This is a genomic window from Ancylobacter vacuolatus (assembly GCF_030813595.1).
GTDB lineage: Bacteria > Pseudomonadota > Alphaproteobacteria > Rhizobiales > Xanthobacteraceae > Ancylobacter > Ancylobacter vacuolatus.
The window spans coordinates 86,723-108,921 of the sequence record NZ_JAUSUH010000001.1 but is presented as its reverse complement, the minus strand read 5'-3'; the positions used below and the strand labels follow the sequence as shown (position 1 = coordinate 108,921).

General features: G+C 68.6%; 17 protein-coding genes, 2 tRNA genes and 1 riboswitch. Of the genes, 7 read left to right on the top strand and 12 right to left on the bottom strand.

Features of this window, described 5'->3' with window-relative positions:
- The first annotated feature begins 52 nt into the window (after nt 1-52).
- Complete coding sequence (gene xth, locus J2S76_RS00520; protein WP_307056518.1) at nt 53-835, top strand: exodeoxyribonuclease III; 783 nt, start codon at nt 53-55, stop codon at nt 833-835.
- A 141-nt stretch (nt 836-976) separates the two neighbouring features.
- On the opposite strand, the gene J2S76_RS00515 is transcribed toward xth, so the two are convergent.
- Together J2S76_RS00515 and ilvD are read right to left on the bottom strand one after the other, a co-directional pair.
- The gene (locus tag J2S76_RS00515; RefSeq protein WP_307056516.1) at nt 977-1,813 is read right to left on the bottom strand and encodes a tetratricopeptide repeat protein; all 837 of its coding nucleotides are present in this window, start codon (nt 1,811-1,813) and stop codon (nt 977-979) included.
- Entirely contained in the window at nt 1,806-3,533 is a 1,728-nt protein-coding gene (ilvD, locus tag J2S76_RS00510; RefSeq protein WP_307056514.1) for a dihydroxy-acid dehydratase, read from the bottom strand. The genes J2S76_RS00515 and ilvD overlap by 8 nt, the downstream gene beginning before the upstream one ends.
- A gap of 245 nt (nt 3,534-3,778) precedes the next feature.
- On the opposite strand from ilvD, the gene J2S76_RS00505 reads away from it, so the two are divergent.
- Entirely contained in the window at nt 3,779-3,973 is a 195-nt protein-coding gene (locus tag J2S76_RS00505; protein ID WP_307056511.1) for a hypothetical protein, read from the top strand.
- Between the two features lie 15 nt (nt 3,974-3,988).
- Here J2S76_RS00505 and J2S76_RS00500 read toward each other — a convergent pair whose 3' ends face one another.
- From J2S76_RS00500 to J2S76_RS00480, 5 genes are all read right to left on the bottom strand, one after another.
- Nucleotides 3,989-4,705 (bottom strand): MgtC/SapB family protein, encoded by a 717-nt coding sequence (locus tag J2S76_RS00500; RefSeq protein WP_307056510.1) that lies wholly within the window; start codon nt 4,703-4,705, stop codon nt 3,989-3,991.
- 56 nt (nt 4,706-4,761) lie between these two features.
- Entirely contained in the window at nt 4,762-7,593 is a 2,832-nt protein-coding gene (locus J2S76_RS00495) for a valine--tRNA ligase (RefSeq protein ID WP_307056507.1), read from the bottom strand.
- Nucleotides 7,594-7,726: 133 nt separating this feature from the next.
- Entirely contained in the window at nt 7,727-9,349 is a 1,623-nt protein-coding gene (locus J2S76_RS00490) for a DUF2497 domain-containing protein (RefSeq protein ID WP_307056505.1), read from the bottom strand.
- Nucleotides 9,350-9,586: 237 nt separating this feature from the next.
- Nucleotides 9,587-10,996, bottom strand: coding sequence for a TolC family outer membrane protein (locus J2S76_RS00485; protein WP_307056503.1), 1,410 nt, complete (start codon nt 10,994-10,996; stop codon nt 9,587-9,589).
- A 180-nt stretch (nt 10,997-11,176) separates the two neighbouring features.
- Nucleotides 11,177-11,839: a protein-L-isoaspartate O-methyltransferase family protein gene (locus J2S76_RS00480; RefSeq protein ID WP_307056502.1), complete on the bottom strand. Its 663-nt coding sequence runs from the start codon at nt 11,837-11,839 to the stop codon at nt 11,177-11,179.
- A 463-nt stretch (nt 11,840-12,302) separates the two neighbouring features.
- Here J2S76_RS00480 and J2S76_RS00475 point away from each other — a divergent pair.
- The 4 genes from J2S76_RS00475 (at nt 12,303) to J2S76_RS00460 (ending at nt 15,010) form a co-directional block, all read left to right on the top strand.
- A tRNA-Cys gene (locus tag J2S76_RS00475) sits at nt 12,303-12,376 on the top strand.
- 200 nt (nt 12,377-12,576) lie between these two features.
- Nucleotides 12,577-14,376: an ABC transporter ATP-binding protein gene (locus J2S76_RS00470; protein WP_307056500.1), complete on the top strand. Its 1,800-nt coding sequence runs from the start codon at nt 12,577-12,579 to the stop codon at nt 14,374-14,376.
- An 88-nt stretch (nt 14,377-14,464) separates the two neighbouring features.
- A tRNA-Asn gene (locus tag J2S76_RS00465) sits at nt 14,465-14,540 on the top strand.
- 311 nt (nt 14,541-14,851) lie between these two features.
- Nucleotides 14,852-15,010 carry a hypothetical protein gene (locus J2S76_RS00460; protein ID WP_307056498.1) on the top strand — a complete coding sequence of 53 codons (159 nt, stop codon included), beginning with the start codon at nt 14,852-14,854 and terminating at the stop codon, nt 15,008-15,010.
- A 376-nt stretch (nt 15,011-15,386) separates the two neighbouring features.
- Here J2S76_RS00460 and J2S76_RS00455 read toward each other — a convergent pair whose 3' ends face one another.
- The 5 genes from J2S76_RS00455 to J2S76_RS00435 all read right to left on the bottom strand — a co-directional run bounded on the left by J2S76_RS00455 (nt 15,387) and on the right by J2S76_RS00435 (nt 19,573).
- Complete coding sequence (locus J2S76_RS00455) at nt 15,387-15,647, bottom strand: hypothetical protein (RefSeq protein ID WP_307056496.1); 261 nt, start codon at nt 15,645-15,647, stop codon at nt 15,387-15,389.
- A gap of 381 nt (nt 15,648-16,028) precedes the next feature.
- Nucleotides 16,029-16,685 (bottom strand): class I SAM-dependent methyltransferase, encoded by a 657-nt coding sequence (locus tag J2S76_RS00450; RefSeq protein ID WP_307056494.1) that lies wholly within the window; start codon nt 16,683-16,685, stop codon nt 16,029-16,031.
- A 25-nt stretch (nt 16,686-16,710) separates the two neighbouring features.
- Nucleotides 16,711-17,493, bottom strand: a complete 783-nt coding sequence (locus tag J2S76_RS00445; RefSeq protein WP_307056492.1) for an ABC transporter ATP-binding protein — start codon at nt 17,491-17,493, stop codon at nt 16,711-16,713.
- Nucleotides 17,490-18,527, bottom strand: a complete 1,038-nt coding sequence (locus J2S76_RS00440) for a FecCD family ABC transporter permease (RefSeq protein WP_307056490.1) — start codon at nt 18,525-18,527, stop codon at nt 17,490-17,492. The genes J2S76_RS00445 and J2S76_RS00440 overlap by 4 nt, the downstream gene beginning before the upstream one ends.
- Nucleotides 18,524-19,573 (bottom strand): ABC transporter substrate-binding protein, encoded by a 1,050-nt coding sequence (locus tag J2S76_RS00435; RefSeq protein ID WP_307056487.1) that lies wholly within the window; start codon nt 19,571-19,573, stop codon nt 18,524-18,526. Before J2S76_RS00435 ends, J2S76_RS00440 begins: the two co-directional genes overlap by 4 nt.
- Nucleotides 19,574-19,681: 108 nt before the next feature.
- Nucleotides 19,682-19,903, bottom strand: a riboswitch (cobalamin riboswitch).
- Nucleotides 19,904-20,286: 383 nt separating this feature from the next.
- On the opposite strand from J2S76_RS00435, the gene J2S76_RS00430 reads away from it, so the two are divergent.
- On the top strand, nt 20,287-21,993 hold the full coding sequence (locus tag J2S76_RS00430) for a uracil-xanthine permease family protein (protein ID WP_307056485.1): 1,707 nt from the start codon (nt 20,287-20,289) through the stop codon (nt 21,991-21,993).
- The last annotated feature ends 206 nt before the right edge of the window (nt 21,994-22,199 follow it).

Sequence of the window (22,199 nt, the reverse complement as noted above, 5' to 3'; positions counted from 1 at the left end):
AATTCGCGGCACTCGCCCGCCCCCCCCTTTCCCGCCTGCCCATGAGAGCCCGATGCGCATCGCCACCTGGAACGTCAATTCGATCCGGCAACGCCAGGAGCATGCGGTGGCCTGGCTCACCGAAACCAAGCCGGACGTGGTGTGCCTGCAGGAGCTGAAATGCGCCGACGAGGCCTTTCCGCGCGAGGCGTTCGAGGCGCTGGGCTACAATGTCGCCGTGCATGGCCAGAAGGGCTTTAACGGCGTCGCCGTGCTCTCCCGCCTGCCCTTCGACGAGGTGACGTCCGGCCTGCCCGGCGACGAGGGCGATGTGCAGTCGCGCTTCATCGAGGTGGTGGTCTCGACCCCGGAAGGCTCGCTGCGCGTGTGCGGCATCTACCTGCCCAACGGCAACCCCGTGGGCACGGAGAAATACCCCTACAAGCTCTCGTGGATGCAGCGGCTGAAAGCCCATATCGCCGGGCGCCTCGCCTTCGAGGAGCCGCTCATTGTCTGCGGCGATTACAACGTCATTCCCGAGCCGGAAGATGCCGCCCACCCCGAAGCCTGGGTGGAGGACGCGCTGTTCCTGCCACAGACGCGGGCGGCGTTCCGGGAAATCCTCAATCTCGGCATGACCGATGCGCTGCGCGCCACCACTGAGGAGGCCGGCATCTACAGCTTCTGGGACTATCAGGCCGGCGCCTGGCAGCGGAACAACGGCATCCGCATCGACCATCTGCTGCTCTCGCCGCAGGCCACCGACCGCCTGACGGCGGTGGGCGTCGACAAGCATGTGCGCGGCTGGGAAAAGCCCTCGGATCATGTGCCGGTGTGGGCGGAACTGTCGCTTTAGGCGCTGGCGGGTTCAGGTTTCCGTCATCCCGGCCGCGCGTAGCGAGAGCCGGGACCGCGCGCCGGCACCGGGCCGCTCCCGGATCGGCTTGCGGCCGTCCGGGAGGACGTTGGCCGACAGGCCGGGCCGGAGCCCCGCGCCTCAGCGCACCGTCTTCATGTACTGTTCGAGATAGACCAGCGCCATGGCGCGTTCGTCCGGGTTGGCGTTGGAGAAGGCGTCCTCATAGAGGTCCACCACCCATTTATCCTGCGGGCCGGCCGCGGCGTCGCGGGCGAGGGTGAGCCACATCAGGCCGCGCGCCGCCTGGCGGGGAATGCCGTCATCGCCCTTGAACAGCAGCCCGCCCAGCGCCGCCTGCGCCTGGTACTGGCCCTTCTGCGCCGCCAGCCCGAGCCAGCGCGCGGCAAAGCGCGGGTCGCGGTCGACGCCATCGCCGTCGATATAGAGCCGCGCCAGATGATATTGCGCGCCGGGATCGCCGAAATAGGAGGCGGCATAGGCGAACATGTCGCGCGCGCGGGTGGCGTCGCGGCGCACCTTGCTGTTGGGAATGCCGACCAGATAATAGGCCCCGAGCGCCACGAAGGCATCCGCCGCGAAGCGCGCCTCCGGCGTCGCCGGGTTGTCGTCGGCATGCATGTTGGCGATCTGGCTGAAATACTCGAACGCCTTGATGTCGTTGCGCTCGACGCCCTCGCCTTCCGCATACATGCGGCCGAGCTTCCACTGCGCGCCGGCATGGCCCTTTTCGGCCGCGTAGCGCAGCGAATCGATGCCCTGCTCGGTCTGGCCCGACCGCAGCGCCTGCGCGCCGAAGCGCACGGATTCCTCAATGGTGCGCGGCTTGCCCGCCGGCACGGCCGCACCCGCAGGCGCGTCGGCGCCGGGCGTGCCGTCGAAGGCCAAAGCCACCGACGGCGCCAGCACGAGCGCGAAAAGGAGGATAAGGGGCTTGAGGCCCGAACGATCATACATCCGCATAGCACGCCGTCTCGGCCGCGCCGCCGGGGTGAGTGACCGCGCCATCACGGGCGGGTCCCACGGCCTGCGCGAACTTCCAGATGGCCCCCGAGCCGACGGGCGAGGGACGCGGTTTCCACTCCGCCCGGCGGGCGGCGAGTTCCTCGTCCGAAAGCGCCACGTCAAGCGTGCCCTCGATCGCGTCAATGGTGATGATGTCGCCGTCGCGGATGAGCCCGATCGGGCCGCCGACCGCCGCCTCCGGCCCGACATGGCCGATGCAGAAGCCGCGCGTGGCGCCCGAGAAGCGACCATCGGTGATCAGCGCCACCTTGTCGCCCACCCCCTGCCCGTACAGGGCGGCGGTGGTGGACAGCATTTCCCGCATGCCGGGGCCGCCCTTGGGCCCCTCATAGCGGATGACCAGCACCTCGCCCTCTTCATAGGTGCGGTGGGTCACGGCTTCGAAGCACGCTTCCTCGCCATCGAAGCAGCGGGCCGGGCCGGTGAACTTCTGGGTCTTGAGCCCCGCCACCTTCACGATCGCGCCGTCGGGGGCGAGGTTGCCCTGCAGGCCGACCACGCCACCGGTGACGGTGATCGGATCATTGGCCGGGCGCACCACGTCCTGGTGCGGGTTCCACTTCACCGAGGCGAGGTTCTCGGCAATGGTGCGGCCGGTCACGGTGAGGCAGTCGCCGTGCAGGAAGCCGTGCTCCAGCAGCGTCTTCATCAAGAGCGGAATGCCGCCGGCCTCGAACATGTCCTTGGCGACATAGCGCCCGCCGGGCTTGAGATCGGCGATATAGGGCGTGCGCTTGAAGATCTCGGCGACGTCGAACAGGTCGAACTTGATGCCGGCCTCATGCGCCATCGCCGGGAGATGCAGCGCCGCATTGGTCGAGCCGCCCGAGGCGGCGACCACGGTGGCGGCGTTCTCCAGCGCCTTCAGCGTGACGATGTCGCGCGGACGGATGTTGCGGGCGACGAGATCCATGATCTGCTCGCCGGCCGCCATGCAGAAACGGTCGCGGATCTCATAAGGCGCCGGCGCGCCGGCCGAATAAGGCAGCGCGAGGCCGATCGCCTCGGAAACGGTGGCCATGGTGTTGGCGGTGAACTGCGCGCCGCAGGCGCCGGCGGAGGGGCAGGCGACCTGTTCCAGTTCGTCGAGATCCTCGTCGGACATGAGGCCCACCGAGTGCTTGCCGACCGCCTCGAACATGTCCTGCACCGTCACCGGCTGGCCGCGGAAGGAGCCCGGCAGGATCGAGCCGCCATAGATGAAGATCGACGGCACGTTGAGGCGCAGCATCGCCATCATCATGCCCGGCAGGGACTTGTCGCAGCCCGCCAGGCCGACCAGCGCGTCATAGGCATGGCCGCGAATGGTCAGCTCGACCGAATCGGCGATGACCTCGCGCGAGGCCAGCGAGGCCTTCATGCCGTCATGGCCCATGGCGATGCCGTCGGTGACGGTGATGGTGCAGAATTCGCGCGGCGTGCCGTTGGCGCTGGCGACGCCCTTCTTCACCGCCTGCGCCTGGCGCATCAGCGAGATGTTGCAGGGCGCGGCCTCGTTCCAGCACGAGGCGACGCCGACCAGCGGCTGGTGGATCTGCTCGCGGGTCAGACCCATCGCGTAGAGATAGGAACGGTGCGGCGCGCGCGACGGGCCTTCCGTCACATGGCGGCTCGGCAGGTTCCGCTTATCGATGATCGTCCTGACGTCCATTTTCTTCACGCATCCCGGTGCGGGGGCTTCTTGTCGGCGCCGCATCCGACACCTTTATCCCCCGTCTATCCGTCGGATTTCGTGCCGGTTTGTGGCGGCTTCGCGGCGTGCGCGCCGTGGTCTTCGGTTATGGTTGCGAATGCGTGACACTGTTGCCAGCCAGTCACAAAATCGCGATAGCCAGACGGCTGGAAAAGCGGCCTGCGCGCAGAGCCCGTGTCCGCCGGGAAACGAGGGAGAGTAACGTGCCGAACGGCAATATCGTGGAGCGCCTGCGGGCGATGGCGGCGGATCTGGACCAGTTCCGCCGCGACAAGGTCGAGGACGAGCTGTCGGAGGCTGCCGACGTCATCGAGCGGCTGCGCGCCGAGCTCGACCGCATGGAAGCCCGGCTGGTGGCGGCGCAGGCGGCCACGCCCGATTCTCCGCCCGCCCCTTGATAGCGACCCCCGGCCTCAATCGGCGGCCGAGCGGGTCCAGTCGGCCGAGGTCACGCCCGGCAGGTGGCGCAGCCGCGCCACGGCGGCATTGAGCTCGGCCACCCGCACGGAGGTGTTGACCAGCGTGGCGCGCAGCTCCGCCGTGCCGTCAGGGCGGTCCTGGATCTCGACCTCGTCGATCGGGAACTTCGCGGCTTCCAGCAGGGTGGAAACCTTGCTGCGCAGTTCCGCCGCCACCGTCGCCCCGGTGATGACGCTGACGCCATAGGTCGCCTCGGTCGATTCCTCGTCGCGCGGAAGGCGCTCCAGCGCGCCCACCAGCGGGCGCAGCAATGTGTTGCCGGCCAGCACGAAGCCGGTGAGCAGCACCGACTGGGCGATCAGGTCCGCCCCGGCGCAGGCCCCAACGGCGGCCGAGCACCACAGCGTCGCCGCCGTGTTCAGGCCGCGAATATTGGTGCCTTCCTTCATGATGACGCCGGCGCCGAGAAAGCCGATGCCGGAGACGACATAGGCCACCACCCGCACCGCCCCCTCGGGGCCGGCCAGGTGCATCGCCATGTCGACGAACTGGCAGGCGCCGATCGCCACCAGCACATTGGTGCGCAGGCCGGCCGTGCGCTGGCGGTATTGCCGCTCGGCGCCGATCAGCGTGCCCATGGCGAAGGCGACCAGCAGGCTGATGATCGTCGAGAGGAAATCGCCCGGATGGAACGATTCGATGAACGCCATGCCGTTTCCCTGCCCGCCCTGCCCTATGCCGTCGCCTGCCGGTCGCGCCGCCCGCCTCAGCCGGCGCGGCCGAGCCGGGCCAGTGCCTCGCCGATCTTGGCGGCGCGTTCGGACGCCGACTCGCGGCGCTCGCGCTGCTCCTCGATAACTTCCTCGGGTGCACGTTTGATGAAGTCGGCATTGCCGAGCTTGGCATCGACCTTGGCGATGTCGTCCTTCGCCTTGGCAAGCTCCTTGGCGAGGCGCGCGCCTTCGGCCTCCATGTCGATGATTCCGGCCAGCGGCAGCGCCGCCGTCTCGCCGCGCACCACGATCTGCACCGAGCCCACCGGGGCCTCCGTCTCGAAGGAAATCGAGGACAGGCGGGCCAGCCGCGTCAGCGTGTCCAGCCACACCACCACGCGCTCGCGCACCTCGTCCGCCACGCCCACCAGGACGAGGGGAAGCTGCGCGCCGGCCGGCACGTTCATCTCGGCGCGGACCGAGCGGATTTCGGTGATGAGGTCGAGCAGCCAGCCGATCTCGGCCTCGGCGTCCGGTGCCTCCAGCCCTTCCAGCGCAGGCCATTGCGCCAGCGCCAGCAGGCTGGCGCGCGGCGCGCCGGTCTCAGCGGTCCGTGCCCACAGCTCCTCGGTGAGGAAGGGCATGAAGGGGTGCAGCATCTTGAGGATTTCGTCGAGGACGAAGGCGGTGGTCGCCCGCGTCTCGTCCTTCCAGCCGCCATTGCCGTTGAAAACAGGCTTGGCGAGTTCGAGATACCAGTCGCAGAAGATGTTCCACACGAAGCGATAGGCCGCGCCGGCCGCCTCGTTGAACTTGTAGGCTTCCAGCGCCTGGGTGATCTCGGTGCCGGCCTTCTGCGTCTCCGAGAGAATCCAGCGGTTGAGCCGGGATTCGGCGTTGCGCGGCACGAAGGCGGGATCGCGCCCGCAGCCATTCATCTCGGCGAAGCGGGCGGCGTTCCACAGCTTGGTGGAGAAGTTGCGGTAGCCCTCGACACGGGCCGGGGCGAGCTTGATGTCGCGCCCCTGCGCCGCCATCGCGGCAAGTGTGAAGCGCAGCGCATCGGCGCCGTATTTCGAGACGAGGTCGAGCGGGTCGATGACGTTGCCCTTGGACTTCGACATCTTGGCGCCCTTCTCGTCGCGGACGAGGGCGTGGATGTAAACGTCGCGGAACGGCACGTCGGGCATGAAGTGCAGGCCCATCATCATCATTCGGGCGACCCAGAAGAAGATGATGTCGAAGCCGGTGATCAGCACCGTGGTCGGGTAGAAGCGCGCCACTTCCGCTGTGTCGTCCGGCCAGCCGAGCGTCGAGAACGGCCACAGCGCGGAGGAGAACCAGGTGTCGAGCACGTCCTCGTCGCGGGTGATCAACGCCGCCCGCTTTTCCGGGTCGGCGGCAAGCTCCAGCGCCTCGGAATCGGTGATGATGCCGTTCTGCACGCAATGGGCGAGCGCGGCGGCAACCGCCGCCTCTTCCGTCTCCTCGACGAAGATCGACCCGTCCGGCCCATACCAGGCCGGAATCTGGTGGCCCCACCAGAGCTGGCGCGAGACGCACCAGGGCTGGATGTTCTCCAGCCACTCGAAATAGGTCTTTTCCCAGTTCTTCGGCACGAAGTTCGTCCGCCCCTCGCGCACGGCGGCCAGCGCCGGCTGGGCGAGGGTGTGGGCGTCGACATACCACTGGTCGGTCAGCCAGGGCTCGATGACCACGTTCGAACGGTCGCCATGCGGCACCATGTGGGTGTGCGGCTCGATCCGGTCGAGCACGCCCCCCTCTTCCATGAGCGCCACGATTGCCTTGCGCGCCGCCTCGCGCGAGAGGCCGTCGAGCGCCAGCGCGGTGTCGAGCCCGACGCCGGGCTGTGCACCGGCGAGAAAGTCCTCATTGCCGGCCAGCGTGATCCGCGCCTCGGCATCGAGCACGTTGATCATCGGCAGGTCATGCCGGCGGCCGACCTCGAAATCGTTGAAGTCGTGCGCCGGGGTGATCTTCACCGCGCCGGTGCCCTTGGTCGGGTCGGAATACTCGTCCGGCACGATCGGGATCAGCCGGCCGACCAGCGGCAGCCGCACCTTGGCCCCGGCGGCGACGAGGCCCTGATAGCGCGGGTCATCCGGGTGCACCGCCACCGCCGTGTCGCCGAGCATGGTCTCAGGGCGGGTGGTGGCGACGACGATATAGTCGCGTGTCTCGAACTCGAAGGGCTGGCCGTTCTCGTCGAAGGCGATCGGGTGCTCATAGGTCACCCCGTCGGCCAAGGGGTAGCGCAGGTGCCAGAGATGGCCCTTCACCTCGACCTGCAGCACTTCGAGATCGGAAATGGCGGACTGGAACTTCGGGTCCCAGTTGACCAGCCTTTTGTCCTTGTAGATCAGCCCTTCCTTGTAGAGCTGGACGAACACCTTGAGGACGGCGCGGGACAGGCCCTCATCCATGGTGAAGCGCTCGCGCGACCAGTCGCAGGAAGCGCCCAGCTTCTTCAGCTGGTTGATGATCGTACCGCCGGATTCTTCCTTCCACGCCCAGATGCGCTCGACAAAGGCGGCGCGACCCATGTCGCGGCGGCCGGGAAGCTGGCGCTCGGCGAGCTGGCGCTCCACCACCATCTGGGTGGCGATGCCGGCATGGTCGGTGCCGACCTGCCAGAGCACGTCCTTGCCGCGCATGCGCTCGAAGCGGCAGAGAATGTCCTGCAGCGTGTTGTTGAGCGCGTGCCCCATATGGAGCGAGCCGGTGACGTTGGGCGGCGGGATGACGATGCAATAGGGCTCGGCCCCTGCCCGCTCCGGACGCCCGGCCTTGAAGGCACCCGCCTCCACCCAGCTCTGGTAGATGCGGTCTTCGACGGCGGCGGGATCGAACCTGTTGTCGAGCATTTTGGCTCCGGCACCTGAATGGATTGGGTGCGAGACAAAGCGGAGCGGATGCCTCAAGTCAACTCGTCAGACGCCAACCTGCCGCTAAAGCGCGGGATCAGGGCTGCTTTGTCCGGGCTGATGCCGGCGTCGCCTATTGCCCGTGGCGGGCGACGCGCTCGATTTCCGCCCGCACCAGCCGCTCGACCATGGCCGGCAGATTCTCGTCGAGCCAGGCCTTGAGCATGGGCTTCAGCGCCTCGGTGACGAGATCGTCGACCGAACGGGGCGCGGCGCTGCCGACCGAGCGCTGCAGCGAGCCGAAGGCGGCCGACACGGCGCTGCTGGCCGGCGCCGACACCAGGCGCTCGCGCGCCGGCTCGGCGGCTTCCGGGGCGGCACTTGGACGGTTGCTGGCGACCAGCCGGGACTCCGAGAGGCGGGATTCCGCGAGTCGCGCTTCCGAAAGACGCGCGTCCGCCAGATTTGCCTCATGTCCGCGCGGCTCGGCGAGGCGCACGTCGGAAGGGCGCGGCTCGGGCGAGCGGAAATCCGGGCGGGGCGCGACGGGCGGCGACGCCGGGGTGGCCTCCTCCTTCGCCGGCGCCGCAAGGGCAGCGCCCTCGCGGGCCGGATCGGCAAGGGCGGACCGCGCGGGCGGCGCCGGTATCTCGGCGGGCTCGGCAACCGGCTGCACCACGGCCTCCGGCGCGGGCGACGCGACCGGCGCCGCGCTTGCCGGGACGGTGGCCAGGGCGGCGGCCTTGGCGGGCTCGGCCAGCGCCGGCTCCACCGCCGCCGGCTCGGGCGTGGCAACAGTCTTGACGACGGCCGCGCGGGTCGGCTCCACGGCCGCGCCTCGGGGGGACTCGTCCGCCGGCTGCGCCGAGGCGACCGGCTCGTTCATCGCCACATTCGCCATTTCGGCCTGGACGGCCTGCTCCACCAGCGCGAGGTCGAGCAGCGCCGCCGCCAGAGGCTTGTCGAGTTCGCTGTCGAGCGGCGCCGGCGGCCGTACAACCGAGGGGCGGGCGAAAGAAGGACGCACCGGCGGCAGGGCGGCCATGCCGGCCCCGACCGGCGGCGTATTCAGTGAGGAGCCCAGGGACGGGCGCGAAGGAGCGCTGGCTGCCGGCGCGCGCATGTCGGGCGTGAAGGCCGGTGCGGCGCTGCGCGGCTCGACAAGCCGGGGCTCCGGTCGTGGCCGTGCCTCCGCCAGCGGCCGCAGGTCGGGCAGCGGCCGGGAGTCGGGAAACAGCCGCGGCTCGACGCGGCGCGCTTCGGGCGCCCGGCTCTCGCTCGCCGGCCGGGCCGGCAGCGGCGCCTCAAGCGCCCGTGCGGCGGAACCGCCGGAATAGACAGCGGCGGACGGCGCGCGGGAGGCCATCGCCGCCGGTGCAAAGGCGGGAGCGGAGAGCGCGGCAGCGGAAACCGTCACCGGACGTGGCGTGAACGGATCGGCCGCCGGAGCGCGCCCGCGCGGGGCATAGTCAACCGGAGCCTCGACCCGCTCGCGGTAGGGCGGCGGCGCATAGGACAGTGCCTCGGATGACTCCGTGCTTGCCGCAGGCCGCGGCGGCGCGGCAGGGCGCGGCGCCGGTTCACGGGCCGGCGCGGCGGCCTGACGGGCCGGTGCCTCGCGTGTATCGCGCGCGGGTCGCGGCGCATCGCTGCGCCCCGCCGCCGGATCGGCGGCGACCTCGTCGGAAATGATGCGACGGATGGAGGCCAGGATTTCCTCCATCGACGGCTCACTGCCTCTCGCATTCACCGGCATGCGCTGTTTTCCGATCCCAGGGTTGACGGCGCCCGGCCGAGGCGCACGACTCAACCCGTTAACACTTCGTAAAGTGTGAACCGCCCACGGCGGAACGCCAAGATGTAACCCAATCGGACCAACAACGTTCGACAGCTAAGGTTAACGCCGACCTCATTACCGTTCGAGGCCGGCCTCCCCTCCCCGCTGGCGCAAGCTCCCCACCTCTCGGCGGCGTGCGGGCGGGCGGGCCGAGACTTACTGCCCGCCGGGCGTGCGCACGCCGATCCAGGCGTCACGCACCTGCTCGTAATGGATCTGCGGGTTGTACACCGGGACCTTGAGCCCCAGCGTGACAGCGCTCAGATGGCCACTGGCGGAAAGCACCGCATAGGAGGCGACCACCCGGTCACGCTGGGCGATGACGAGGCTGGCGCGGGCGTTGAACAGCGCGGTCTGCGCGTTCAGCACGTCAAGCGTGGTGCGCTGGCCGACACGCCATTCCTCGCGCACGCCGCGCAGGGCGATCTCGTTCGCCGCAACGGCGGCCTGCGCCGATTCGATGGCGGCCTTCGCCGCTTCGAGAGCGCCCCAATACTGGACGACATTGGCCCGCACCTGCTCGCGGTTCACGTCGACCTCGATCCGCAGCTGGCCGAGCGTTTCCTTGGCCTGGCGGATGGTCGCGTACTCGCTGCCGCCCTGGTAGATCGGCACGGACAGGTTCAGCGTCGCCGAGGCGGCGGTCTGCCGGCTCACGGACAGGCTGCTATTGTAGTCCGAGGAGGCCGAGCCGTTCAGGGTCAGCGTCGGCGACAGAGCCGCCTCGGCCACCTTCACATTGGACAGGCCGGCGTCGACGGCGAACTCGGCCGATTTCACCGCCGGATGCCGGGTCAGACCGGAATCGACGGCGAGCTTCTCGCTCTTCGGCAGCAGGCGATCGATCGGGCGGCCCGGGCTCAGCTTGGTCGGGCGCAGGCCGATCACCTGGTAGAACACCGCATTGGCGGTATTGAGGTTCGATTCGGCAAGCGCCAGCTCGCTCTGGGCGTTGGCGACCGAGGCTTCCGCCTGGGCGACGTCGGTGCGGGTGATCTCGCCGACCGAGAAGCGGTCCCGCGCCGCGCGCAGCTCTTCCCGCAGGGCTTCGAGGTTCTGCTTCTGCAGTTCCACCAGCGCCGCGTTCTGCAGCACGTTCATATAGGCGGTAGCGGCATCGAGCAGCACCAGCTGCTCGGTGTTGCGCAGCAATTCGCGCTGGCCGCGCACCTGCGATTCGGCGCTGCGCACCGAGTTTGCGGTCCGCAGGCCATTATAGATGGTCTGGCTGATGGTGATGCCGACACCGGTCGGGTAGGTCTTGGCGACGGTGAGCGAACTTGACCCTTGCAGCGCGGCATAGCCCGAATCGAGCCGGGTCTCCGCCCATTGGGCGCCGACATAGGCACTGCCGAACACCTGCGGGCGATAGCCCGCCAGCGCGATCGGCACATACTCGTCCGTAGCGCGGGTGGCAGCGCGCTGCGAATTCAATGTGGGATTGTTGCGATAGGCGGCCGAAAGCGCCTGATCGAGGGTCTGGGCTTTCGCCGGCACCGCGATGCCGACAAAAAAAGCGACCGCCGCCCACGCGACGACCTTACCCCCGGTAGTCGACACCCACATGTCCAACCTCTGCGAACGCTAATCTGATGGGAATCGCCTGCCCCCGGGCGACTCTCTCACTCTCTGTATGACGCGAACGCAAGATAGGTGCTCGAAGAGGGGCTGTGAACCGTTCGGTTTGGTCCGGGGGACGATTTAGTCGGACACGCGGCAGATCAGCCACAGGGGCGACAGAAACCTCTAGAAAACAAAGCCCGGCCGCGCCTCGAAGCCCGGCAGCGTCGGCACGGCGGCGTCGAAGACCACCCGCGAGCCCATGCCGCCCGTCGTGTGGGTGAACACCGTCGCCCGGCCGGCGCGCCCGCGCCCGACCACGGCGACCAGCCGCCCGCCGGGCTTCAGCTGCGCCAGCAGCGATTCGGGGGCCGCGTCGATCCCGCCATTGAGCAGGATCACGTCATAGGGCGCCTCGCCCGGCCAGCCGGCGGTCATCGGACCCTGCACATAGGCGGCGTTGAGAAGGCCCAGATCGAGCAGCAGGGCCGAGCCCTGCGCCGCCAGCGCGGCATCTTCCTCGAGCGCCACCACCTGCCCGGCCAGCTTGGCCAGCACGGCGGTGGAATAGCCGCTCGCCGCGCCGACATCGAGCACCAGCGCGTCGGGGCCGATCTCGGCTGCCTGCAGCAGCTTGGCGAGCACCATCGGCTCCATCAGGTAGCGCGCCGGCGCCCCTTCCTTCACCAGCACGTCGTCGTCGATATAGGCGAAGTTGCGCAGGCTGGCGGGCACGAAGCGCTCGCGCGGCGTCTCCAGCATGGCGGCCACGATGCGCAGGTCGGTGACGTCGTTGGCGCGCACCTGGGCGTCCACCATGGCACGGCGCAGTTCGGCGAAATCGATCATTCGGCGACAACCTCGAAAGCAAACGGCAAAGGCCGCGCGCGGGCCGCGCGGAGAGCGCACACACAGGCAGCGCGAGCGAACGGCGCCAGAATTGCGGCAGCGGCAGCTCCATTGCAAGCGTTCTCGACGGGCGTTCTTGAAGATTTCCAGCCTGGCGTGTCGCCAGTGCCGCCCCGCGATCACCGGCCGGCGTTCCAGCCCACCCTACCGGCGGACCGGGCCGCCGCCGCGCCCTCGTCGCGATAGAATGCCGCATGGCCGCCCGCGCCTCGCGGCCGGGCCGGGCACCGGCAGGTAAACGCCGCCGCTGCGGACGACGCGCCGCAAAGTGCCCGATGCCCCGGCCCGGCCTCACCCGGCACCACGCCGTCCCCACCTTCTCATGCCGGGCGCGTTGCTCATCGCCTCTACCTCTGTTATGAGCCGGCCCGGCCCATGAGGCGCCTTGCGGCAGTCTCGGTCGGGCCACGTGGCGGAGTGGTTACGCAGCGGACTGCAAATCCGTGCACCCCGGTTCGATTCCGGGCGTGGCCTCCAGTTCACGCACCCGCCGCCGACCTTGAAAAAGTGTCGGCGGCGGGTGTCGTCACCGCCTTTCTGGATGCCGGCGCGCAAGCCGTCACGGGTTTGACAACCTCCCGTGATCGTCGTTGATGATCCCGTCCTCCGGCGTCTGCGAACGCGGAGTGAAGGGGCGACGCCCGATCCGGCCGGGCCCGTGCAAAGGATTTTCGCTGATGTTGCCTCCCAAGATGGCCAACGCGCTCGCCAACATGATCAGCCCCGAGACCCGCAATACGGTCGGGCGGCTGTTTCTCCAGGACGGGCGCCGCCACTGGAAGGGCTACGCGCTGTCCTTCGTCTTCATGGCCTTCATGGCCGGGACGACCTCGGGCCTCGCTTATCTCATGGGCACGGTCATCAACCGCATCTTCGTCGAGCAGAACACTTCGGCGATCTGGATCCTGTCCGGGGCAGTGGTCGCGCTTTCCGTCACCAAGGGCTTTGCCGCCTATGGCCAGGCGGTCACGCTGGCCAAGGTCGGCAACCGCATCGTCGCCGACAACCAGAAGCGCGTTCTCGACCGGCTGCTGCTGCAGGACGTCACCTATTTCTCGGGCAGCCACACCGCCGAGATCATGATGCGCTTCAGCACGGGCGCGCAGGCCGCGCGCAACGTTCTGAACCTCATCATCACCAGCCTCGGGCGCGACCTGCTCTCGGTCATCGGCCTCACCCTGGTGATGATCATCCAGGACCCGTTCATGGCGTTGATCGGCTTCATCGTGATGCCGATCGCGGTGGGAGGCGTGCGCTCGCTGATCCGCAAGGTGCAGAAGATCTTCAGCCGCGAGTTCCACAGCGCGATCCAGATCATGACCGAATCGATCGATGCGTTTCAGGGCATTCGCACGATCAAGTCGTTCACCCTGGAGGACAGCCAGCGGGCCAAGATCTTCGAGCGCATCGACCGGATGGAGAAGGCCTCGAACCGCATGATGCGGGCGCAGTCGCAGTCCGGCCCGCTGATGGAAGCGCTGGGCGGCGTCGCCATCGGCCTTGTGGTCATGTATGCCGGCTGGGGCGTTCTGCATGGCGGCCGCACGCCGGGCGAGTTCTTCTCGGTCATCACCGCCCTGCTGCTCTGCTACGAGCCGGCCAAGCGCCTCGCCCGCCTGAACATCGACCTGACCACCCACCTTATGGGCGCGCGCATGCTGTTCGAGCTTCTCGACCGGCCGGCAACCGAGGCGGATGCGCCGGAGACGCCGGAACTCGTCGTCACCGGCGGCGCAATCGCCTTCGAGGACGTCGTGTTCAGCTATCGCGAGAGCGAACCGGTGCTGCGCGGCCTCAGCTTCTTCGCCGAGCCCGGCCAGACCACGGCGCTGGTCGGCCCCTCGGGCGGCGGCAAGAGCACGGTGATGAACCTGCTGGAGCGTTTCTACGAAGTCGATTCGGGCGTCATCGCCATTGACGGCCAGCGGATCGACTCGGTCACGCGCCGCTCGCTGCGCCAGGCCATCGGCTTCGTCAGCCAGGACGTGTTCCTGTTCACCGGCACGGTACGCGAGAACATCGCCGCCGGCCGTCCGGGGGCGACCGAGGAACAGATCATCGCCGCCGCCAAGTCGGCCCACGCGCATGACTTCATCATGGGCTTCGAGGGCGACTATGACAGCCGCGTCGGCGAGCGTGGCACCCAGCTCTCCGGCGGCCAGCGCCAGCGCATCGCCATTGCCCGCGCCTTCCTGAAGGATGCGCCGATTCTCCTGCTGGACGAGGCGACCGCCGCCCTCGATAGCGAATCGGAGGCCGAGGTGCAGAAGGCGCTGCATTCGCTGCAGGCCAACCGCACCACGCTGGTCATCGCCCACCGCCTGCAGACGGTCATCAACGCCGACAAGATCTGCGTCATCGAGAAGGGCCGCGTGGTCGAAAGTGGCCGCCACGAAGAGCTTGTGGCCAAGCGCGGGCGCTACTTCACCTTCCACCAGCTGCAGTTCGCCGGGCAGCAGGAACGCCTCAGCGCCTGAGGATATCCACATGGTGCGGGATGAGGGGTTCACAAACCTGTCCCGCATTGCTATATCGCCGGCCTCCGAGACGCCACGGCGTCCCCGGTCCCTGATAGCTCAGTTGGTAGAGCGTTCGACTGTTAATCGAATGGTCGCAGGTTCGAGTCCTGCTCAGGGAGCCACCCCCCGTTTCCGGGTCGGCTCAGCGTAGCAAAGCTCATCATAATTCTGGCATGGCTGGCTAATTTCGCCGCCAGCCTCCGCTCACTGTCCCAGTCAGGGTCGGCCAGAGCCACCCCTCCTCGCGAATGCGTTGGCCTTGTGTGGGCCTGCACAGAGGGAGCACGCCCACGAGCCCACTCCGCCATTGCGCTGGCCGATGCGCGGCGGCTTCCGGCGTCGGCGGCGGCAGCACGGGTTTGACGCGCGGGATCTTGTCGCGCTCTGCGTAGCCGTCCAGCCGTTGCTTCAGATTTATCACGGAAAAAGAGCCATGCGTGATGATTGCGAGCGGACCGAGGACGCTGCCGCCCAGGACGATCGGTCCCGTTCCGGCTGGTTGCCGCCGCAGCTGAAGGTCGTCGTCATTGATGAACTGACCACGGGCGTTTCTGGCTTTAATTTTGATGGTGACTTTTCACCCCAATCCTGAGGGTGCGGGCGTCTTGAGCGTCCGACGTCGTTCTGCTGGTGGGTGCTGACCCACCCGTACCCATCGTCGCCGTATCGGCACAACCGCCCATCCCGCTGCGGGCGGACCTGCTTCGGCAGGTATCGGGACTAGCGATTTTCGATGCCGGCAATGCCAGGCTGGCGATGGTGGCGCCCGCAGGGCTTGCCTCCCGGCGGGCATCCCAGCGCGTCCTGACCATCCGGCCAGCCACGGACGGATCACTGGCTCGGCCGGGATTTTCTGGCCCACCTGAACGGCGATTTCGCCCTGGCCCGCCATGACGGGCGCGAGGGCACCTGGCTGCGGATGCGATGGGCCAGAGGTCCCTTTATTATGCGATGGTGGATGGCTGCCTTTATGCGGCGTCCCAGCCCAGCCTGCTGCTGAAGTTCCGGGAGGTCCCCGATACGCCGGACGCCGAAGCCCTGGCGTATCGCCCCCTGTCCGCACCGGATCGGCGGATCTGGGCCACCACATCGCCGACCTTGAGGAAATGCGGCTGCGCCATGCGACGTCCAGTTTCTTGAACCAGCGCGGTGATTTCGAGATCCGAGATCCGGCGGCGGACCGGGCTCTGGTCGAATTCTGCCTGGCCATCCCGCGCGATCAGTTTCACCGCAACGGCATTATTCGGTCTCTGGCCCGGCGCATGCCGGCCGGGTGCCGCCCGCGATCACGCAGGAAACCCGCATCGTCCCGGGTCAGCCGGACTGGTTCGCCTGGGCCGACCGGCGCCGCGACTGGATCGGTGCGGAACTGGAGCGGATCGAGAAATCCCCGCGGGCCTATGACGTGCTGGATGTCGCGCTGATGCGGCGGGTGTTCGAGGACCGGCCAGCCTCGGCGGAAGAAGCGGCCAAGCCGCCGCGCGTGCATCTGCTGCTCCATCCCTCGGGCATGGCCTGCGCGTGGGACAGTTCCTCACCCGCCTGGAAAAGCGCAACCACTAGCACCAGCGGCAACATCACCGACCGTCGGTGCCGGCAGCGCTCCGGGTTCAGCCTCTGCCGGCGCTCAGCACGAAGAGCGGGACATCCCCGGGATAGGGCGAGGCGGGGAAGAGCTGCTGCCAGGCGCGGACGGTGGAAAATCCCGCCGCCTCCAGCATGAGACGCATCGCCGGCTCGGTGATCCCGTCATGCAGCGGCAGGCGGGCGACCAGCTCGGGGGCGTAGGTCGAGCGATAGTGCGGGGCGACCGACCACAGGGCATCGGACACGACGAGCCGCCCGCCGGGGCGCAGCAGCCGGTGGGCGGTCTGCAGCGCTTGCATCGGCTGTTCGAGCGTCCAGAGAACATTGCGAAGGGTGACGATATCGGCGCTGGAATCCTCGGCCGGGATATCGCCGATCAGCGCCGTCTCGAACGACGCCTCGACCCCCGCCGCCTTTGCCGCGGCATGGGCCGCAGCGACCATGCCGGGCGAGGCGTCGTAACCCCGCACCCGATGGCCAAGCCCGGCGGCGATGAGGGCGCAGGCGCCGGTGCCGCTGCCGAGATCGACCACGTTGCGCGGACCGTCGGCCTCGAAGGCGGCCTCCAGCACCGTGCGCCACAGATCGCGCTGCGCGACATGCGAGGCGACACCGTCGAACAGCGGCGCGCGGGCGCTCCAATAGGCGGTGACGGCGGCCTGAGGGTCAGCCTGGCTCATGGGACGCTCCTTACGGCCGGCATCGTCACGGGCGCTCTCCCGGCTCGTGATCGACGAGGTAGTCGATATGGCGATGGCCATTGGCGCCGAGGCGGATCGTCACCTCCACTCCGAACACCTCGCTGATGAGAGCCGGGGTGAGCACCTCCTCGGGCAGGCCGGCCGCCACCAGCCGGCCGGCGGACAGCACGCCGATGCGGTCGCAGAACAGCGAGGCGAGGTTCAGGTCGTGCAGCGCCACGATGCAGGTCACGCCGAGGCGGCGGACCAGGCCGAGGATGGAGAGCTGGTGCTGGATGTCGAGATGGTTGGTCGGCTCGTCGAGAATGAGCTCGCGCGGCGCCTGCGCCAGCGCCCGGGCGATGTGGACGCGCTGGCGCTCGCCACCCGACAGCGTGTGCCAGGGCTGGTCGTGCCGCTCCGAGAGCCCCACCCGTTCCAGGGCCGCATCGACCGCCCGCTCGTCCTCCGCGCTCCAGGAGGCGAAAGCGGCGCGGTGCGGCGTGCGCCCGAGCCGCACCACGTCGCAGACCGTGAGCGCGATCTCGGTGGTCGCCTGCTGCTCGACAAAGGCGAGGCGCCGGGCGAGGTCGCGGCGGCCAACGCCGGCGATATCCTGCCCGTCGAGCGTCACCACCCCGCTCGCTACCTTGCGCAGGCGGCAGAGCAGGCGCAGCAGGCTGGACTTGCCCGAGCCATTGGGGCCGATCAGCCCGAGCACCCGGTTCGGCTCGACGTTGAGGCTGACGCCGTCGACGATGAGCTTTCCGCCGGCGCCCCAGCGCACATCATGGGTGGCAAGTGTCATGCGGGCCGCCTCGCGCGGTAGAGGATGAGCGCGAAGGCCGGCGCGCCGACCAAGGCGGTGACGATGCCGATCGGCAGGATCTGCTGCGGCACCAGAATGCGCGAGAGCACATCGGCGAGGATCATGAACACCGCGCCGATGATGAGGCAGGCCGGCAGCAGCCGGGCATGGCCGGGGCCCACCAGAAAGCGCGCCGCATGGGGGATGACCAGCCCGACAAAACCGACCGTGCCGACGATGGCGACCATGGTGGCGGTGAGCAGCGCTGTGGTGGCCAGCAGCACCAGCCGCACCCGCGTCACATGGATGCCGAGCGAGGCCGCCGCGTCGGCGCCGAAGGCGAAGGCGTCGAGCGCCTTGGCGTGCACCATGCACACGAGGAAGCCGAGCAGCGCCACCGGCGCCGCCACCCAGAGGTCCGACCAGCGCACGCCGCCGAAATTGCCCAGCAGCCAGAACATCACCCCGCGCGCCTGCTCGGCGCTGGCCATTGTCGTGACGATGGTCGCGGTCGCGGCGTTGAACAGCTGCGAGCCGGCGACGCCGGCGAGGATCACCCGGTCGCTGGCCCCTCCCGCCCCGGCGGCGAGCAGCCCGACCATGACGAGGGCCGCCACCGAGCCGAGAAACGCCCCGCCGGACAGGCCCAGCGTCGCCCCGCCAAAGCCGAGGATCATCACACAGACCGCGCCGGTGGAAGCGCCGGCCGAGACGCCCAGAATATAGGGCTCGGCCAGCGGGTTGCGCAGCAGCGCCTGCAGGATCGCGCCGGAAAGCGCGAGCGCGCCCCCGCAAAGCGCCGCCATCAAGGCCCGGCTCAGCCGGTACTCGAAGATCACGCCCTGCTGGATGGCGCTGACCGGGTAGCCGAGATCGAACAGCCCGTTGCCAAGCGCCCGGAAGGCGACGGAAAGCGGGATCGGCATCTCCCCCACCGTCACCGCCAGCGTGATGGCGAAGACCAGCGCGACCAGCGAGAGGCCGGCGAGGGCGATCCGCGCCGGCCAGTTCGGCCCGATGACGAGATGGCTCAATTGACCAGACCGAAGCCCTGCACCGCCTTGGCGATGGCCTCGATGCCGTCCACCGTGTCCATGCCCGGCCGTGTGGCGCCGACATCGACGATGACGATGCGGCCGTTCTTCACGGCGGAAAGCTGGCTGGCCACGGGGTCGGTCTTGAGGAAATTGAGCTTGGCCTCGATGTCGTCGGCGGGGAAGCGGCGGCGATCCATCTTCACCAGCACCAGCACGTCGGGGTCGTTGGCGGCGATGGTCTCCCAGCCGACCAGCGGCCATTCCTCTTCCGTGGTGATGATGTTGCGGGCGCCGAGCTGGGCCATGACATAGGCCGGCACGCCGTTGCTGCCGGCGAGGAAGGCGTCGCCCTTGATGTCCTTGCTGGAGAACCACAGCGCCATCGACACGTCCTTGCCCTTCAGCGTCGCGACGGTGCGGGCGGCGGCTTCCTCCCGCGCCTTCAGGCTGGCGACCAGCGCCTCGGCGCGCTCCGACACGTCGAAGATGGCGCCATATTCCAGGATGTTCCGGTACAGCAGCGCGGTGGAATACATCTGCGTGCGGACGCCGTCGCCTGCACCGGTATTGTCCTTGCCGACGCAATCGGTGGGCGAGACATAGACCGGCACCTTCACCGCGTCGAAACGGTCGCGCTTGCCGATGATGCCGTTCGGGCCGATGTGCCACTCATACATGGCGACCACCAGGTCCGGCTCCTGCCCGACCACCGCCTCGAAGCTCGGATCATTGTCGGCGAGCCGCTTCACCCCGGCATTAACCGCCTCATAGGGCGTGGCGACCGGGCCGAACCAGAGCGCGCTGGCGACCACCCGGTCGCCGAGGCCGAGGGCGTAGAGAATCTCGGTTTGCGCCTGGCCGACGCTGACGACGCGCTTGGGCGCGTGGTCGATCACCACCGGGTGGCCGCAATTCTCCAGCGTCAGGGGATAGGTCGTGCCGGCAAAGGCATCGGTCGCCAGGACGGCGCCGGCGAGAAGACCGAGCGCCAGCGCGACGGTCTGGGCCGGCCGACGGAGAGGATGAGAGATCGTGTTGAGCATTGTCACCGCTTCCTGAATAAGGAAGACGGGACGCGCAAAGGAAACCGGCACCGGCAAGGCCCATCAAGCCCTTGCACGGCCGGCAACCTCCGGAGCACCCCGCCCGAAAGATTGGTCGCGATCAGGGCAGGTCTCCTGGCTCGCGGGTCGACGCTGGCTCTGCCCGGCCTTCCCAACGCACGGCCTGAGCCGTGGCGCCAGTGGACGATGGGCAGAGGGCTCGCCGCTTACAGTTGCGGGGGCAGCCTCGGCTTTGGCGCGGGGCGCCTCACCGAATTCCCTCTTAGCTCCGGGCGTGGGACCCGGAGAACCTTGATCGGCCGCGACCGTAAACGCTCGCGCCCCGTCGTCAAGAGAGCCGGGCGCCCCCGCGCAGGGGCCGTCCCGTGTAACGCGACATGGGTGGCGCCCGGACACTCTTCGCCTATCTCCCGTGCAGGGGCGCCGCATTCGACTTAAAAGATACAATATATCATTTTCGACCACAAGGATGGTGCGGGATTGTCCGTCCGTCAAACCGGGCGAAACCCTCGCGCGCCTCGCATCGATGGCCGAAAGTTGGCAGATGGGCGAGCTTGCCCGGCTTCGGACGAAATTCCATAGTCGCTCAAACAGATTCTCCGCCCATCGGCACGCCAGGGCGGGAAGCCTCGTTCCAGTTCCAGACGGGCGCAGCGACGTCGGCTTCCGTCATCTCCCTCAAGGGCCCGCCCATGCCGCGCAAGCCGACGAACATTCTCTATTCGGCCGACGAGAAGCCGCCGCTCAGCACGCTGCTGATTCTCGGCGTGCAGCATGCTACGCTCGCCCTGCTGTTCATCGTCTATCCGCTGGTGGCAGCGGTGGAGGCCGGGCTTTCCTTCGACGACACGCAGGTCTTCATCACCAGCTGCATCATCTTCATGGGGCTAGCCACGCTGTTGGAATGCCTGCCCAAGCGAGGGGCGGGAATGCTGCTGGTGCAGATTCCCAACATGGCGCACATGCCGCTGGCGGTGCAGTCGCTCGCCGCCGGCGGGCCCGCGCTCTATGCCGGCATGAGCCTGATCGCGGCGGTGTCGCAACTGACGCTGTCGCGCTTCATGGGCGCGCTGCGGGCGGTGTTCCCGCCGGAGGTCTGCGGTGTCGCCGTCACCATGCTGGGCGTGGCGCTGGCCGATCCGGCGCTGCGGCGGGCCTTCGGCATTTCGGGGGCGATCACGCCCGACCTCGACATGCGCTACGCTCTCGTCAGCACGGTCACGCTCGTCATCATCATCGCGCTGGCGATTTTCTCACGCGGCATGCTGCGGCTGTTCGCGGTGGCCATCGGCGCGGCCGTCGGCTGGAGTCTCGCGGCCTATGTCGGCGTTGCGCCGGAGCCGAGCCCGAGCTTCGCCACCCTGCCCTATGTCGACCTGCCGCGCCTCGGCTGGCCGGGCATCAGCTTCTTCTCCTGGGCCCTTATCCCGGCCGCCATCATCACCGGCGTGCTCTCCGCCGTCGACATGGTGGGAACGGTGGTGTCGATGCAGCGCATGGACGACGCCGACTGGCGCCGCGCCGATCTCGACCAGGCAGGACGGGCGATCCAGGCCAACACGCTCGCCGACATGGGCACCGCCGTGACAGGCGGCTTTGCCAGCGCCTCGTCCTCGGCGGCGGTCGGCGTCGCCTTCGCCACCGGCACCACGGCGTGGCGGGTGGGCGCCGTCTCCGGCATCCTAATCATACTGGCCGCCTTCTCGCCGCGCCTCATCGGCGTGCTCACCATCATTCCAGCCCCGGTCATCGGCGCAATCCTGATCTATGCCGCCGCCTTCCTCACCGTCGCGGGCATGGAGCTGATCCTGTCCCGTCGGCTCAGCGACCGGCGCATCTTCACCGTCGGCCTCGCCATCCTCACCGGCATCGCCGTGGCGATCCTGCCGGACCTCGTGCGCCTCACCCCGGACTGGGCGCAGCCGATCCTCGAATCGCCGCTCTCCATCGCCACCGCCGTGGCCATTGTGCTCAACCTGATTTTCCGCATCGGCATCCGCCAGGAGGCCTCGCGCGCCGTCACGGCGGAGGAAAACCCCTTCACCGTCGCCACCGAGTTCCTGGAACATCAGGGCGACCTCTGGGGCGCACGCCGCGACGTGATCGCGGCCGCCATACCCGTGGTGGCGGAGGGGGTGGAAATGCTGCTGGATACCGGCGTCGCGCCCGGCACGCTGGAGATGCGGGCGCATTTCGACGAGGAGAATTTCGACGTCGCCCTGATCTATGACGGCGAGCCGATCGCCATCCCCACCCATCGGCCCTCGCCGGAGGATCTTCTGGGCGATGCGCAGGCGGTGGCCCGCTTCGTCGGCTACATGCTGAGCAAGCGCGCCGACAAGCTCAATGTCGGCATGGACGGCACCCGCCAGAAGCTGACCCTGCGCTTCGAGCACTGACCCGCCTAGGCGCGCTTCGGCGGGGCGGCGGCACCCGCCGGGCCCTGTGCTTGCGCGGCTTTGGCTTTGCCGATAATCCTTAGCCGTCCTCGCGCGGGTGGGCTGGCAGGCGCTCGGCAGCGCGGCTACCCGGCGGCGGCGTCACCGAAATTCCGCCGCCAGGACTTCAGCCGCCAATATCTCCGTCGCCAAGATTTCCCTCGCCA

Coding starts and splice junctions, on each gene's coding strand:
- xth (WP_307056518.1), top strand. CDS start 53: ATGCGCATCGCCACCTGGAACGTCAATTCGATCCGGCAACGCCAGGAG.
- J2S76_RS00515 (WP_307056516.1), bottom strand. CDS start 1,813: ATGTATGATCGTTCGGGCCTCAAGCCCCTTATCCTCCTTTTCGCGCTC.
- ilvD (WP_307056514.1), bottom strand. CDS start 3,533: ATGGACGTCAGGACGATCATCGATAAGCGGAACCTGCCGAGCCGCCAT.
- J2S76_RS00500 (WP_307056510.1), bottom strand. CDS start 4,705: ATGGCGTTCATCGAATCGTTCCATCCGGGCGATTTCCTCTCGACGATC.
- J2S76_RS00495 (WP_307056507.1), bottom strand. CDS start 7,593: ATGCTCGACAACAGGTTCGATCCCGCCGCCGTCGAAGACCGCATCTAC.
- J2S76_RS00490 (WP_307056505.1), bottom strand. CDS start 9,349: ATGCCGGTGAATGCGAGAGGCAGTGAGCCGTCGATGGAGGAAATCCTG.
- J2S76_RS00485 (WP_307056503.1), bottom strand. CDS start 10,996: ATGTGGGTGTCGACTACCGGGGGTAAGGTCGTCGCGTGGGCGGCGGTC.
- J2S76_RS00480 (WP_307056502.1), bottom strand. CDS start 11,839: ATGATCGATTTCGCCGAACTGCGCCGTGCCATGGTGGACGCCCAGGTG.
- J2S76_RS00470 (WP_307056500.1), top strand. CDS start 12,577: ATGTTGCCTCCCAAGATGGCCAACGCGCTCGCCAACATGATCAGCCCC.
- J2S76_RS00460 (WP_307056498.1), top strand. CDS start 14,852: ATGCGTGATGATTGCGAGCGGACCGAGGACGCTGCCGCCCAGGACGAT.
- J2S76_RS00450 (WP_307056494.1), bottom strand. CDS start 16,685: ATGAGCCAGGCTGACCCTCAGGCCGCCGTCACCGCCTATTGGAGCGCC.
- J2S76_RS00445 (WP_307056492.1), bottom strand. CDS start 17,493: ATGACACTTGCCACCCATGATGTGCGCTGGGGCGCCGGCGGAAAGCTC.
- J2S76_RS00435 (WP_307056487.1), bottom strand. CDS start 19,573: ATGCTCAACACGATCTCTCATCCTCTCCGTCGGCCGGCCCAGACCGTC.
- J2S76_RS00430 (WP_307056485.1), top strand. CDS start 20,287: ATGCCGCGCAAGCCGACGAACATTCTCTATTCGGCCGACGAGAAGCCG.